13 protein-coding genes are annotated in these 15,327 nt (G+C 33.8%); 5 read left to right on the top strand and 8 right to left on the bottom strand.

What is annotated here, in order from left to right; genetic code table 11:
• Nucleotides 1-338: 338 nt before the first annotated feature.
• The 3 genes from F6K15_RS13425 (at nt 339) to F6K15_RS13415 (ending at nt 3,382) form a co-directional block, all read left to right on the top strand.
• Nucleotides 339-2,258: a hypothetical protein gene (locus tag F6K15_RS13425; RefSeq protein ID WP_293061522.1), complete on the top strand. Its 1,920-nt coding sequence runs from the start codon at nt 339-341 to the stop codon at nt 2,256-2,258.
• A gap of 172 nt (nt 2,259-2,430) precedes the next feature.
• Nucleotides 2,431-2,622 carry a hypothetical protein gene (locus F6K15_RS13420; protein WP_293061520.1) on the top strand — a complete coding sequence of 64 codons (192 nt, stop codon included), beginning with the start codon at nt 2,431-2,433 and terminating at the stop codon, nt 2,620-2,622.
• 211 nt (nt 2,623-2,833) lie between these two features.
• Entirely contained in the window at nt 2,834-3,382 is a 549-nt protein-coding gene (locus tag F6K15_RS13415) for a hypothetical protein (RefSeq protein WP_293061519.1), read from the top strand.
• A 439-nt stretch (nt 3,383-3,821) separates the two neighbouring features.
• Here the strand turns inward: F6K15_RS13415 and F6K15_RS13410 are convergent, their stop codons facing one another.
• Entirely contained in the window at nt 3,822-4,214 is a 393-nt protein-coding gene (locus tag F6K15_RS13410) for a hypothetical protein (RefSeq protein ID WP_293061518.1), read from the bottom strand.
• Between the two features lie 867 nt (nt 4,215-5,081).
• Complete coding sequence (locus F6K15_RS13405) at nt 5,082-6,311, bottom strand: CapA family protein (RefSeq protein WP_293061516.1); 1,230 nt, start codon at nt 6,309-6,311, stop codon at nt 5,082-5,084.
• Between the two features lie 319 nt (nt 6,312-6,630).
• Here F6K15_RS13405 and F6K15_RS13400 point away from each other — a divergent pair, with 319 nt between their 5' ends.
• Entirely contained in the window at nt 6,631-6,834 is a 204-nt protein-coding gene (locus F6K15_RS13400) for a hypothetical protein (protein WP_293061514.1), read from the top strand.
• A 424-nt stretch (nt 6,835-7,258) separates the two neighbouring features.
• Here the strand turns inward: F6K15_RS13400 and F6K15_RS13395 are convergent, their stop codons facing one another.
• The 4 genes from F6K15_RS13395 to F6K15_RS13380 all read right to left on the bottom strand — a co-directional run bounded on the left by F6K15_RS13395 (nt 7,259) and on the right by F6K15_RS13380 (nt 11,421).
• The gene (locus F6K15_RS13395; RefSeq protein WP_293061513.1) at nt 7,259-8,449 is read right to left on the bottom strand and encodes a glycosyltransferase; all 1,191 of its coding nucleotides are present in this window, start codon (nt 8,447-8,449) and stop codon (nt 7,259-7,261) included.
• 708 nt (nt 8,450-9,157) lie between these two features.
• Nucleotides 9,158-9,730 (bottom strand): fasciclin domain-containing protein, encoded by a 573-nt coding sequence (locus tag F6K15_RS13390; RefSeq protein WP_293061512.1) that lies wholly within the window; start codon nt 9,728-9,730, stop codon nt 9,158-9,160.
• Nucleotides 9,731-9,920: 190 nt separating this feature from the next.
• Entirely contained in the window at nt 9,921-10,487 is a 567-nt protein-coding gene (locus F6K15_RS13385; RefSeq protein ID WP_293061511.1) for a fasciclin domain-containing protein, read from the bottom strand.
• A gap of 118 nt (nt 10,488-10,605) precedes the next feature.
• Nucleotides 10,606-11,421, bottom strand: coding sequence for an MBL fold metallo-hydrolase (locus F6K15_RS13380; RefSeq protein ID WP_293061510.1), 816 nt, complete (start codon nt 11,419-11,421; stop codon nt 10,606-10,608).
• A 311-nt stretch (nt 11,422-11,732) separates the two neighbouring features.
• On the opposite strand from F6K15_RS13380, the gene F6K15_RS13375 reads away from it, so the two are divergent.
• The gene (locus F6K15_RS13375; RefSeq protein ID WP_293061509.1) at nt 11,733-12,344 is read left to right on the top strand and encodes a hypothetical protein; all 612 of its coding nucleotides are present in this window, start codon (nt 11,733-11,735) and stop codon (nt 12,342-12,344) included.
• Between the two features lie 1,003 nt (nt 12,345-13,347).
• Here the strand turns inward: F6K15_RS13375 and F6K15_RS13370 are convergent.
• Both F6K15_RS13370 and F6K15_RS13365 read right to left on the bottom strand, forming a co-directional pair.
• Nucleotides 13,348-13,680 (bottom strand): hypothetical protein, encoded by a 333-nt coding sequence (locus tag F6K15_RS13370; protein ID WP_293061508.1) that lies wholly within the window; start codon nt 13,678-13,680, stop codon nt 13,348-13,350.
• Nucleotides 13,681-13,774: 94 nt separating this feature from the next.
• Nucleotides 13,775-14,488, bottom strand: coding sequence for a DUF3747 domain-containing protein (locus F6K15_RS13365; RefSeq protein WP_293061507.1), 714 nt, complete (start codon nt 14,486-14,488; stop codon nt 13,775-13,777).
• Nucleotides 14,489-15,327 lie beyond the last annotated feature (839 nt).

Below are 15,327 nucleotides of genomic sequence, written 5' to 3'. Positions count from 1 at the left end.
ATTCTTACAATTGTTATACCAATTCCTAAAAGTAACGCTATACTTGGGTAAGACTTCAGTTATTAATTAATAAAAACAGTTATAATTACCTTTTTGCTAAAAATAGCCCAGTTAATGTTAATTATTCTTACTTTTTACTTCTCCCCTACTCCCCCACTCCCCTACTTCCCCTCCTGGGAGGGGGAGGGGCGAGGGGTGGGTTCCCTGCTCAACAAAATGTAGAAAAGTTTTTGAGAAATGGTATTACTCCTACCTCCTCGCTCCCAAGCCATTTCTCCTGTCTCCTGTCTCCTGTCTCCTACCCTCACCCATAAGACTTTTGAGCGCAAACCCTAACTATGTTATCCAAAAAACTTCCTAAGTCTCATCGTTCACGTTTACTATTATTGAGTGAACGAATTATGGCATTACTAATTCTTGCTAATGTAATGTTAATAATATTTGATATTACCTATATAAAAATTCGTCATTGGTACTTAAAAATAGATTTATACTTACAAAAAATTACTGATACTCCTCAAAAAAAATATCTCCAAAAAGTAGATAATCTACAAGAGGAGTTAGAAAAGAATGGTTTAGAGTCACCAAAAGTAGAAAATTTATTAGACGATTTACGCATTAGTAGCTTTGAAATTTTCATTAATCGTCCTCCATTTAAAGTTATTGATAATTATGGAAATTTAGCAAAAATTAGGCAAATATTCACTACTCATACTAGAAGAGAAAGTTTTTCACAAGCAGTACAGATGTTTTGGGATGAAAATTACTTAGAAACACAAGGTTGGCAAAGTCAGTTAGCATTTTTCAACCAAAAAATTCGCCCTCTAATATTATTGTATGAGCCGAAATTACAGTATGATTTAATTAAAGGAATAGAGCCATTCCGAGACTCACAAAATTATCTCATCGCAGTTAGTGAACTGAAGATATTACTCGAAAAAAAAGGTCTAGAAGCAGAAGAAACAGAACCTTTACTCAAAGAATTACGTGGTCGTAGTACGGAATTAATTGATAAAGATTATGATTTCCAGATAGTTAATCAGATTTTAGTTTTAACTCAAATAAAATACCGGATGAAGCAACATATTTATAGCCAGATTCCAGATAGCAATATGAGTTTAACTCCTACTCTTCAAATTTTACAGTCATTAAACCTACTCCAATATTTAGCACCAGAAATTTTGTTGGCAGATAAATCATCAAAAATAGCGTTTAATACCTTCTGGAGTCGTCAATATCTAGAAAGATATCAATGGGAAGAAGAGTTAGATTTTTTTTCAGAAAATATTCAGTTTTTAATGCACTCTTTTTACTTTCGCGATTTAGGTAAGGATGGGGAATTTGTAGATAGATTTTGGTTAGTAGATTTACCTTGGATGATTATATTTTGGATAGAGTTTATTGGGCGGACTTTACTAATCAGTTGTCGTTCTAATCTAAGTTTATGGGGTGCTGTTAAAAAGCGTTGGTATGATGTTTTTTTACTACAACCTTGGCTACCTTCGCTGCGAATAATTACTGTATTTATTCGTTTACAGAAAGTTAAATTGCCAGATATGAAACATTTCTACACAAATATCCGATTCCAACTTATTGGTAGTTTTGCTCAGGAAATAATTCAAGTTGTAGTAGGTGGGAGTATAAATCAGCTTCAGAATAATATTAGTCAAGGTTCTCTAAAAAAAGCTATTTTTGAATCAAAAAATAAATCAGATAAAGTTGGTGTAGATAAAAATGACTATGGAAACATTCAGGAAATTATTAATAATATACTTGAAGTAACTGCTTGTAGAGTTCTTCCAGAAATTTATCCAGATATTGAAGATTTTTTACGCTATCAGGTTGAAAAGTCTATGCAGCAGTTATCTATATATAGACGTTTACAAAAAATACCTTTTTTACGTCGTTTACCGGATAAAATTGCCAATAATTTAGTGATACAAATATCAAGTACAGTTGCTACAAGTCCACAAAAAGTCTATCAAACAGATGTACCTCCAGACCCTGTAAGTATCAAACTTAGACAGAAGTTAGTTAAACAATTTACAACTAAGTTTCTATCAGAATTGCAAGAAAAACAAACTTTTGAAGAAATAGAAATTTTAATGATTAATTGGCTTGAGGAAATTAAAAATAGTTACGTTAAACCATCAAATCAAACTAATTTACAACCTGCGGAAACAACTATTGGGAAAATTATACCTACAGAAGTAATTGAGTTAAAAAATGGAGATGGGAGTAATATAGAATCTCGTTAATAAAGTACCCTGCTTACCGGATAAAATAGCCAATAATTTAGTTATACAAATATCAAGTTCAATTGCTAGAAGTCCACAAAAAGTTTATCAAACAGATGTACCTCTAGATCCTGTAAGTATCAAACTTAGACAGAAGTTAGTCAAACAATTTACAACTAAGTTCCTATCAGAATTGCAAGACAAACAAACTTTTGAAGAAATAGAAGTTTTAATGATTAATTGGCTTGAAGAAATTAAAAATAGTTACGTTAAACCATCAAATCAAACTAATCTACAACCTGCGGAAACAACTATTGGGAAAATTATCCCTACAGAAGTAATTGATTTAAAAGCTGGAGATGAGAGCAATATAGAATCTGGTTAATAAAGTACCTTTTTGGGGAGATGGAGAGATGGAGACCCACCCCTAACCCCTCCTGGGAGGGGAATTTGAGGAGATTGGTATATTTGCACAATTAAATGTATTTGAAATTATACTAAAAAAACAATTGATTTATCAGCTAAAAAAAGTTCTAATTATATAGATAATTAGAATAAAAAAAGCTATGGATTAAATTTAGCTGGAGGTGTAAAAAGTGGATTCTCTGAGAAAGATTGAATTAGGGGCGTTGGTTACACTACTAATTGCAATTGTAGGTTTAGCTGCCTATTTTGGTAAAATAGATGCAGAAGTTCAAAACCTTAAACCTGAGAAAATAAGAGAAGAACAGGATAAAGCTCTAAAAGATTTTGAGAAAAAAACTGAAAAAATAATGGAGGAAGCTAAAGGGAAAATTGCCTCTCTAGGATCTATTGAAAATGTTAGAGCAATTGTTACAAAGTCTGATGCTGATAAATTTTGCTCATCTGTATCTGGAGCATTAGCTGCTCATGTACCACCTTCGTATCTTGGTAAGACTGGACAAGAGATTTGTGCTGCCAATAATAGAGAACAGAAACGTTGTTCTCAAGTACCCTTCATGTGGGTATCAAATAATAATATGCACGGCAAATACATACCTAATGACAAGAGTTGTAATGAAACTGTGAAATATGCATGGCCGTGGGGCGATCCGTATTCAAACCCGAATACATATGGCGGTGAATGGCATCATGGAAGTACTTGGGTTGTATGCTGTTTCTAGGTAAAGGCATTTAGAGCAGAAGTAATACCAATTACTATAAACTTTGCGATATCTTGGATTTTCTATTTCTAAATAGGGTTTGCTGATTAAATATCGCGCTTATTGACTGATATTGGTTTGAGCAATTTTAAATCTGGAAAAAGTGCGAGGTTTTAAGTGGTAATGGTTCAAAAATTCAGGATTTTGGTCAAGAGTTGGGCAGAACCATCTTGGGAAAATTCTTACTCCTACCTCCTCCAAATTCCCCGTTCCTCCTGTCTCCTGTCTCCTGTCTCCTGTCTCCTACCTTCACCCATAAGACTTTTTCAGCAAGCCCTAAATATTATTTATTCGAGCAAATGCTTGATATTTGGTAACTTCAGTTATGAAGGAAAGTTATTTTTGCCAGAAATATTTGCGATAGACGGTGCGTTACATTTCATTAACGCACCCTACTGGACTAACCAGTGTAACCAAATACAGAGAGAGTCACAAAAAGGTCATTAAAGTCGGGTTTTGCATTAGAACCACCATCATTAGTGATGAAAGAGTATCGGTGCAAAAATACTTCGCCTTTTTCTATAATAGCGTCTTCACCTACCAATATATCAGAACCTTCGGTTAGGGTAACTGTGTAATTTCCATCTCCTGCTGATGTGAAGCTACCACCACCGATATAGGTGAATACTCCACCACTTCTGCTGCTACCAGAAGCAGAAAATACTTCATTACCATTAGAGTCAACAATTGTTACTGTTTGATTAGCACTTGATTGAGCAAAGGCAGCAACTGTTACTAACTTGCCACTTGGGTTAATACTGATTTTCTGCGGACCAGTGGAAGAACTAGGCATAATCACCTCATAATAGTGTTTTATATTACACTTAAGAATAATATGTTCACCTTTTCTAGTCTACTGAACTTTATTATTTGTAATACAGGAATTACCAAAGGAAATATTATTTCTTTTTTGATCCTTGAAAGGGGAGGCTTTAAACCAGAATTATTTAATTATTAATTATTCGGTAATTATTAATTAGGGTTTGCTGAAAAAGTCTTTTTGTGGAGGGTAGGAGTCAGGAGTCAGAATGAATGGGAATTATACCATTTCTCAAAAACTTTTCTACATTTTGTTGAGCAGGGGACCCACCCCTCGCACCTCCCTCTCCCAGGAGGGGAAATAGGGGAGTAGGGGAGTGGGGGAGAATAAAACATAAGAATAATGAATATTAAATTAGCTAAAATTAGCAAAAAAGTGATTCTGCTTCTGCTAATTAGTTGATAACTGAAGTATTGCGCAAATATAGCACTAATGCATGGGAATTGGTATTACAGAGAAGGCAGTCGCAAGAATTGTCGCTCAATTTTTCTGTCCTTGTCTGCTCAAAATTTTAGTATTTTGGGCAATTAAATTAGGAGTTAAAAGCTGACACTTTTTTCGCAGCAAAAAGGCTACAACCTTTATCTGTAATACCAAATTCAAAAAAGGCAGTTACATCTTAATTTGTGATTTATTCCTAAAAGAAAAAATTATAAATTCCATAAATTCTAAAATTTACACTTTTTTTCCTCTTTAATATTTATGTTTTTCTTTCTCTGTTTCCTGTTCCCTGTTCCTTGTTCCCTGTGTCCTCACGCTTTGCAATATTTTATGAAATTGGTATAAATACTTTTAGAGTTAATCAGCAAACCCTAATTATTAATTATTAATTATTAATTATTATTGAACCCCTACTCCTTCTTTTAAGGAATTAATATGACTATTCATTTGAGTTAAATATTTTTCTAGCAATGAATAATCTCTAGACTTAAGTAAAGGATCGTTTTTAGTATTAACAACTTCCTCTAATGGTAAAACCCGAAAGTTTAATTTCCCATTTTTCCGATAACGATGCACCCATGTCGGTAAACCTTCCACAGCAGAAATTTCAATAGTTTCTTCTGGAAAACTTTTCTGAATATTAACCTGAAAAATAACTCCCAATTTAGTATATTTTTTCGTTTGATTGGAAATAAAATTACCCATAGAATAAATCGCAACTGCTTGACGAGTATCTCCATTTTTTGATGTGACGTTAAATATTTTATAGGGTTGAACTACATGAGGATGACTACCTAAAATAATATCTGCTCCTCCATTAACCAAACTTTCCACTAATTGTTTTTGTTTAGTATTAGGTAAACGCTGATATTCTGCGCCAAAATGTAGAGAAACTGTCACAATATCTGCTCCTTGTTGTTTTGCTTTACTAATATCTTGAATAATTTTTTGTTCGTCAATTAAATTTACCAAGTAATCTTTGCCTTTAGGAATTGGGATACCATTAGTGCCATAAGTGTAAGCCAAGAAAGCCATCAAAATTTCATTCTTTTCCACTATTAAAATTTCTTGAGATTCTGCTAAAGACGCTGCCGTACCTACTGGATAAATGTCGCGATCGCGTAAATTTTCTAGAGTTTTTAACAGACCTTTTTCTCGTCTATCTAATGAATGATTATTAGCAGTACTTAAAATATTAAAACCTGCCCATTTAATAGCATCAGCTAATGTTGCCGGAGCATTAAATAAAGGATATCCAGTATATTCAGATTCTGGTCCTGCTAATGTTGTTTCTAGATTACCAATTACCCAATCACCAGCAGATAAAATATCTTTTACTTCTGTGAAAAAACCTTGATAAGAATAAGTTTTAGTTTGAGAATTATAACCAGATTTGATTTGCATACCGTGCATCATAATATCTCCAACCGCTATTAATTTTGCCTCGGTAACGTAGGGAGTTGGTTGAGTTGGTTGAGGTGATTCTACAGGTAAAGTTTCTGATAGTTTTTCTGTTTTAGTTTCGGGTAATATATTACAGCTAGAAATAAATAGTATTCCAGTCAGAAAAATCAATCTAATTAATTTATTATGCTCAAAATCCCTGAATTTATCGATACAAATAATCATCTTTATTGACTCAAATTATTGATTTTTTTTTAACACCTGTGATACCAATTTTATAAATGTTTGTTACACATGGTAGGGACGCCCTTATGCAACGTCCGTACGAAAGAAGGAAGAGGGAAGAAGGAAGAAGGGATAAATATTTTAAAAAATGGAAAAACGATATAAATAACTATCTAAAATGAACTAGACTGGCTATTTTTAAGCATATCCGATCAAGGTCTACCTTTTTGTAGTCAAAATGAGTGAAAACCGCTATAATTTGACACCCCGATTAATATATGATATTAGTTTATTGTAGAAAATTTGATAAATAGCAATAATGAATTTCATTTTTTTTCAAGAAGGAACCACAGTATCTATTATTCCCATTTTAACTTTAATTGAACACAAGCCAGAATCAATTGTTGGTTGTATATTGATGGGAGAAAATAGACCTGAAAATCTGCCTCCCGATTGGTTTATTTATGCTGAATCATCAGAAAACCCTGCATCTTTCCTATTAAAAAAAGCTGAACAAGGATAATTTTTAGGTGCTCTAGATGTATTTTTAATTGTTAAAGAGCCTGATTCATTACTACAGATTACAGTTTTAGTTGCTATAGGTTGTTGCAATATTAATCACAGTGGAGAAGCAGGTAGAGGAGGTAAAACTATCCTAAGTTTATTAGCAAAATATAACATCAGAACATCCCCCGCAGAAGTTATTCGACCAGTTTACAATTATCGTAATATTGATAAGCTACATCAGAAAGCAAAAAAAATCTTTTTCAAGGCATTTAATAAGACTGGTATATACTGGCTTCCAGAAGCATGGGGAGTAGAACCTTTCAGATACTAAAATGCTGAGGATTTACTACTATTATAGTTATGTAGCTTAATATTACTTAAACCTGAGAACTTTTTATTACTTAAACTTGATAAATTTTGCCAATAATTTATTTATATCCCTACAACACAAAACCCATTGAATCTAACCCTTGCCTAATTCGCTTTGCCTCCAGAGGATTATATTTTTCATGTAAACTAATAGCCTTCCTAAACGCCTCTAAACTTTCTGGAACTTGACCAACTTTCAACAATACAACTCCCAAATTTTGATAAGCTTCTGCATAATTACTATCAAGCTTAATTGCCTTTTGATAAGAAGCGATCGCTTCGGTAAACCAACCAATTTCTTTCAATACCATTCCTCGGTTATAGTGAGCAACTGCAAAATTAGGGTCTATCTGTAAAGCAATTTCATAGTTAATTTTTGCATCCTGTAAATTTCCTTCTTCCTTCAACAAACTACCCAAATTATTGTATGCTCCCAACTTTAATTTAGGCATAACATTTAATTCTATTGCTATTTTATAATGACTCTTTGCCATTTCTCTATCTTGTTGTTGTCGATAGGCAATAGCTAAGTGATAATGCAGCTCATACAAAATTGTCTTATCTATCTGGGGGTCTTGTAAACCTCGAAATAACAATTCCATTCCTTTCTGTTTTTCCCCAATTTCTATATACAAAGCACCTAACTTACTACAAACATAAACATCATTAGGATGATTACTAAAATAACTTTCCATAGATGCTTTTGCTCTTTGCAGTTTATTTTTAGAAGTAATTTCTCCCTTTTGATAACCCTCATGTAAAACTGCTATTTCTGGCAACGAAGCTATTTCCCAGTGAGATTCCTTCGCCAAAATCTCAGTAATACTATCATCAACTATAGCGTGATAAGGTCGAGAAAATTTTATTTCAGGATGATTTCTAAACAGACGAGAAACCAAAGAATAAGGAGATTGTTGTGCCCCTATTTCCTCTCTAATTAAATTAATTAAAATGTAGCGATCGCTCTTAATTGCTTCCTGAATATGTGGAGCTATTTTTGGTGAAAGATATTCATCAGCATCTAATACTAAAACCCAATCACCCGTAACATATTTCAAAGATTCATTTCTTGCTGCTGCAAAATCATTACACCATTCAAAATAATGTACTTTTGCCCCAAATTCTTTAGCTATTTCTGGCGTTCGATCAGTTGAACCCGTATCTAACACCACCATTTCATCTACTACATTTTTCACACTTGCCAAACATCGAGGCAAGTTTTTTTCCTCATTTTTAACAATAATACAGAAACTCAAATTCATATTTTAGCAATTAGCATTCAGCTATCAGCGATTAGCATTAAAATTATATCATTTTCGTTGGTATAAGTAATGAATAAGGAAAAACACAAAAATCAGAAATAGAAGAAAACCAAGGTTTTTTAGTTTACTTAGATAAAACGGAAATTCTGTGCAACCAACGGAAATAATTCAAATAATCAGGGTAATTAAAATAATTTAACCAAATTTCCCTTTGATTATAAAAGGATATTTAAACTAAAGATTTATTACTCCTGTCTTCCCCTCCAGCGGAGGGGCGAGGGGTGGTTTGACTCCTAAGCGATAACCTAAATATTTGTAGCAAAAATTTATCAAACTGGTATAGCTTCTTTCTTTAATTTATAAAACTTACTAAAAAACCCCATTCTTAATTAACTTCTGAATGAGGTATGTTCAAATTTCTACCTTTTGATACTGATAGCTAATAATAGAATGTAATACTAATTAGGGTTTGCTGAAAAAGTCTTTTTGTTAAAGCAGGGAGTAGGGAGTAGGGAGTAGTTAAGAGTTAGGATAAGCGGGGAGTTGTAGAATAAGTGGTTATTCATAATTACCCCTTAACTTTTCTATTATAATCATCCCAAAGTTCTCACTTTTTCCCCTCCATCAACCGAAAAGCTGGTACTTTTTCAGTACCTAAAATCCTTCAAACCTTTATTTAATTGTGCTTTGATATTTATTCAGCAAACCCTAATTATATCTGAGTGGTAGAATCACAGAATCAATAACATGAATTACACCATTAGTTGCAGGTACATCTGGAATAATTACATTAGCGTTATTCACCTTTACACCTGCATTAGAAACTCTAACGTAGATATCATCACCTTCAATAGTTCTTACTTTTCCAGATTCTAAGTCTCCAGACATTACCTTACCAAAAACTACATGATAAGTCAGAACATCAATTAGTGTGTCTTTGTTTTCTGGCTGTAATAAATCTTCTACTAATCCTGGTGGTAAAGCTGCAAATGCTTCATCAGTAGGTGCAAAAACTGTAAATGGACCATCTTCTTGAAGCACTTCTACTAAATCAGCAGCTTCTAGTGCCGCAGCTAAAGTATTGAATTTACCTGCTTCTACTGCAGTTGATACAATATCTTGAGCATAAGCAATTAGTATAGGTTGATTAACTACTTGCTGATTAGCTACTGCGGGTAGACTATAAAAGGCACTAGCAAAGATTAGCGCTAAGGTAGTACAAATTAATCCTAAGATATTGATGGACTTTTTGAAGAGAGTGAGAATATTTTGGGTATTCATGTTTTCCCAATTTCATTAACTACGTTATTAAAAATAGTACAAAAACTGGAACTTATCTGAAAAATATTTCAAATGTAGAACTATGACTTCTGACTTCTGACTTCATAAAAAAACCCATTCGTAAGCATAGTTTAAGAATGGGGTAGATTTATATATTTCCAATAAATTAAATGGTATAACACTAATTAAATTACTCAGGAATAATTACTGTGTCAATTACATGAATTACACCATTACTTGCAGGTACATCTGCTTTCAGCACTTTGGCATTTCCTACCATTACATCTGCATCAGAAACTTTGACTTCTACTTTGCTACCTTCGACAGTCTTAACCATTCCAGATTCTAGGTCACCAGACATTACCTTGCCAGGAACTACATGATAAGTCAGAATTTTTACCAATTTATCTTTGTTTTCTGGTAACAATAACTTTTCTACTTTTCCTTTTGGTAAAGCTGCAAATGCTTCGTCAGTAGGAGCAAATACCGTAAAAGGGCCTTCTCCTTGAAGCACTTCTACTAAACCAGCAGCTTTTAATGCCGCAGCTAAAGTATTGAATTCACCTGCTTCTGCTGCAGTTGCCACAATATCCTTAGAGTGAGAGTCAGCAATTAGTAAAGGTTGGTTAACTACTGACTCAGTGGAAGATTTTTGAGAGAAATTAGCTACTGCGGGAAGACCGAAGAATGCGGTAGTACCAACTAATCCTAAAATAGCGATCGCTTTTTTCATCAGACTTATATTTTGAGTATTCATACCGATCTACTTTTCCTTTTTGTTAAAAAGTGTAAACTTCATTCTATTTATCTTAACAAAGTTTTAATAAGTGTCAAGATAATTTACATAATTGTACTTAACTTTTACTTTTCAGTTTTTAATTACTTCCGAGAGAATCCGGAGATACCTGATCGAATCCATAACTCAAAACTTCTATGATCGAGCCTTCTTGAGGAACATCAGCTCTAGTAATAGAAATTGTATCCTGATTAACAACTCTTACTGGAGTTCCTTCCATCACACCGAGAAATTCTTCGATAGGAGCAATATCACAAGTAGCTTCATCAGCAGCTTCAGTTTTGTAATGAGTGGGAATCACAATTCTGGGTTTTAGGACTTCCAATGTCTGTTTTGCCTCCAAAGGGGTATATGCTTTTGGCCCTCCCCCTACAGGAATGAATAGCAAATCTGGACGACCAATTAAAATACGTTCTTCTATGCCAATGGGACTTGCTAGTCCCCCTAAATGTAAAATTTTGATTCCTGCTTGCTGCCATAACCAAGCCACATTAGTCCCGAACCGACGTCCACCTTCTCTATCTTTAGTAGTGCGAATTCCTTGAATTTGTCTATTATCAACCTGATAAACTCCAGGTTCATATAACAACATTGGTGGAGGATTACTTGTAAAACCTTCTACTACTCCCTCATCTAATAATCTACTACTAATTAAAATTAAATCTGTATCTACTGTAGGGTTGCGATATCCTGCGGTACAACCTATTGGGCGAAAAGGATTTACTAATACTTTAGTTGCTGCATCTTCAAATAAAAAGCAAGTATGTCCTAACCATTTAATTGTTAAAGATTCTCCTGTTTGTGCCTGAGAATGGTGAAATTTAGATGTTAAACCTGTTCCTATTAAAGCTAATAAACTTGCCTGTGTATAACGTATAAATTTTCGTCTTTTCATCTTTTATTTGTTAGTTTCACTCCAATTTATCTTCTTAATACTATACACCTCGGTTAGATTGATTGAAATATAGTATTTACATTTTAGATTTGAACAGAGATTTAAATGCTTGAGAAAATAGGGAATTCTCAAAGGAGGAAACAGTGGAAGGTTAAGAATAGCAATTTGATAAGTATTTGCTACAAATAAATTAGTTATTTTTTAGGAGTCAGGTAGGGGAGCTTTCGGATTGGCGACGTACAGAATTCAGGAGTCAGAATAAATTAGGAATTTATCTTTATTATTCCAAGGGACATCTCCTATGAGGTTCGGTGAAAAATATACCTATTCTTAATGCGAATAATCAATTATTTCCTGCAAACAAAATTTTAATACCTGATGCTCATTGGTGGCGAGATTATATCGATAGTACCTGGTTATTACATCCTCAATTATCTCCAAAATTGGCAAAACTAGCAGGTAGTTTATCTTTATTCAAAGATATTATTGAAATTCCTCAAAATGTAAAACCTGCTGAGAATAACCAATCTAATGAATGGTGTGAAAAATGGCAAAATACCCTCAATTCCCCAGAATTTATTCATGGTCTACAGAGATTAATTTTTCACTACCACGACTTAGAATCAGAAGTAGACTTAAACTGGTTAAAAACTGCTAAAGTTATCTCCGCTAATGAAATTAATGTAGATTTAATTTTGCCAGATAAAACTTTGGTCGCATCATCTATTCCTGGAGTTTATTATTTTGATGCTGACCAGAGAATTTTTTATCTTATTTCCAGTGCTAGTAGATATATTATGCTCTGCTATCTCACAGAAATTATTAACATTCAACTGGGAAACTTTTCTCTAGATCATCTTCTACCTCTTGCCAGTATTATTGATGCTGAAGCTGAAAATGGGCTTGAGATGCGGATTGACTAATTTAATCAATTTCTGTGATGATGAAAGTTTTGATGCTTGTTTTTGGATTTTAGTAATTATTAATATCATCAGTAGGGAAAGCAAATACAATTCCTATCCCCCAAGCAATACTTGGTACTAAGGCAAAAATTATTATTTCTAATCCTGTCATAATTAATTTCCTAATTTATTGTAATGTTGTGTGTAAAATGTGTGGTTTTTATTTAAGGAAGTTAAACAAGTATTTTAGATCGATATTTGAGTGTTTATAATTGCCCTAACCTATTTGCGTAGTGCTAGAATATTTTTGCTAAACACCCTAAATATTTTGATAGTTCAAAGCCACAAATTAAGTCATTAAAACATCTTTTGCTTAAACAAATAAGCTGTTAAATAATTAATGATTAATAATTACCTCTTTTTATAAAGAAAAGGATTGACTAGAATGATTTTTTTCTTTTCTCTTGGTCTCATGGATATGGCGAGGAGACCCGCTCTTATCAGAGCCGCTCCGAAGATCGCCATCCCTCGACCGCTTTTCTCCATAAATGGAGAGGCTTTATACCAATTTTATGAATGTTTGCTACAAATAGTTAGGCTATTTCTTAGGAGTCAGGAGTCACACGGGAATAGCTTCAATACCAGTTTTGAGCTAGTAAATTCTATTTTTCTCTTGGTGCGCGTTCCCTCTCTTGGTCAGCATTCCCTCTCTTGGTCGGCGTTCCCTTACGACTGGCGTCGTCGCGGGGTCCGACCGCTTGCGCCTGACGGCGACGCGGGGTCTGACCGCTTGCGACTGGCGTTGTCGCGGGGTCGCACCGCTTTGTCAAAGGGAGACTTCCTGCATTTGTCTTTTTCTCATGCTTATTATTCGTAACATTCTTTTTTCATGCATGGTATTATACCTGAATTTTTCGGTAAGGGCTAAAGCCCAACGACTAGCGGTTTGTTAAAATGTTAAAAATAGTGGGATAAGTTCCAGTATTGTCAGGGCTTTAGCCCAACTACTAGCATCCTTCCTCAATTAATTATTTATTTGTAAGTTTCTCTGGTTTTCTATTCGATCGATTTTTGCTGTTAATTGAGTTAAGTTACTGTCAATAATTCGTTGGTTAGTAACATGATCGTAAGCTTCCCATTCTTGAGTAACTTCTGTATCTTGCCAAATAAACCAGTTCCGATAAATTTCTCCACTATCAATATCGTTACATAGAGACAACCAATCATCTCCTGTAAAATACTCTGTTTCTTGAATGACTAAATAAAGACCTATGGAGGTTAATAATGTTTCTAAATTATTCAATTTTGTCTGAGATGGTTTATGGGTTTTTCTGTGGTTCATCAATCTAATATTCATGGTTTTTATTGATTTTGTGAAAGAAAATTTTAATTTATTAACTATTTGAGGAATGAGAAAGTAGAGCAGTACAATTTTTTTTAGCTATCTACTTTTAAGGAATATTAAAAAATATTTCTGTGATTTCTGACTCTTCAGTTTTTAAACCTTCTGCTGTTGCTGAATGTGTATTATCATCAACCTCTAAACCATCTGGAATTTGAGCCTCAATCTCAGATATTCTTTGCTCAACCTCAGCTTGTTTAGCAGCAAAACTATCATAACTAAAATAAAAATGACCAAGCACTTTTCCTTGATAACTACGTTTAGTAAATTGCCAACCAGGTTCTAGAAAAATTTTCATCATTCCATTACTAAGTCCGCGACTTCTACCAATCAATTTTTTATCTCCTGTCAAAGAAATGCCAAATAATTTAATTTCACCACCAACATTCTGCAAAATTAATCTATGACTAACTGATAAATCATTACTATCTACTCGAATTGAATAACCATTACTATCAGTAGCTCTTCCACAAATGCCAGAAAAATTAAAGTCTAACAGCAAAGGCTCAACTAAAATTGGATATAATCCTGTTTCACTTTCACTCCAGCAAGGTCTTTCATTAGAACGCTGCTCTAAAATAATTAGTTTATAACCAGAATATCCGTTTAGATCACTCAGAGGCATTGCCGTGGCAATAACTTGATTTTGGTCAATTTCTACCTCATCAAAAGTAAAATTTGCTTGGGCAGATGTCGCAGTATTAATAGTAAAAAATATTGTGCTAAAAGCAGTTAAAATTGAACGATTAAAAATATTTTTCACTGGCTTGCTCCCTGTTTTGTGTTTCTCTAGATACTTTAAAAAAATCGGCTTTTTTTTGTAGAGAATATTAGGAATTTAATTAAAAAAGCTTGAAAAAAATCTAGAAAACCGTCAATTATGTTAGGCAGTATAGTTTCTAGATAAAAGCAGTTAAAATGTTGTTAATTAGTTAACTCCCTTAAATTAGAAAGAGTTAGCTATCTTCGTTAAAGTAGCATTCAGCTATTGGGACTTAAACAAAATAGAGCCAGAAAATAGGCTCAAGTATAGACAGGCAAAGGTTTTTACGTCAAAAAGGTATAAATCCTGAATAAGCACGGGTTCTAGCCATTTTTAGGGCATCGACGTAATTCCCTTGTCTAGAGTGGCTTTGACGCATTTTTTCGACCAGAAAATGTTTAAGTACCACTATCAGCAATCAGCTTCTCAAGGTGTATAATGGAGGTTTGAGTCCCCCATTAATATCATGTCCGGTTGAATACTTATTATTAAGTACAGTAGGGGAGCGGGGGAGTAGGGGAGTAGGGAAGTAGGGGAGTATGGGACCCACCCCTAACCCCTCCCAGGAGGGGAAAATCATACCCAGAATCAGCAACGCCTGAATTTTTAGCTGACAGCTATTTGCGTTTGCGTAGCATTTTGCAAAAAAGTATTCCGGAACAGAAAAGCTGATAGCTAGTTAAAATCATCTACAGCACTTTTGAGGAAGCGTGAGGTACAGTTATAAGATTATTTAAAAGTATTCCGGAACATAAAAGCCGACAGCTATTTGCGTTTGCGTAGCATTTTGCAAAAAAGTATTCCGGAACAGAAAAGCTGATAGCTAGTTAAAATCATTT

The organism is Okeania sp. SIO2B3, from assembly GCF_010672525.1.
Lineage (GTDB): Bacteria > Cyanobacteriota > Cyanobacteriia > Cyanobacteriales > Microcoleaceae > Okeania.
This window is presented reverse-complemented; position numbering and strand designations above follow the sequence as displayed.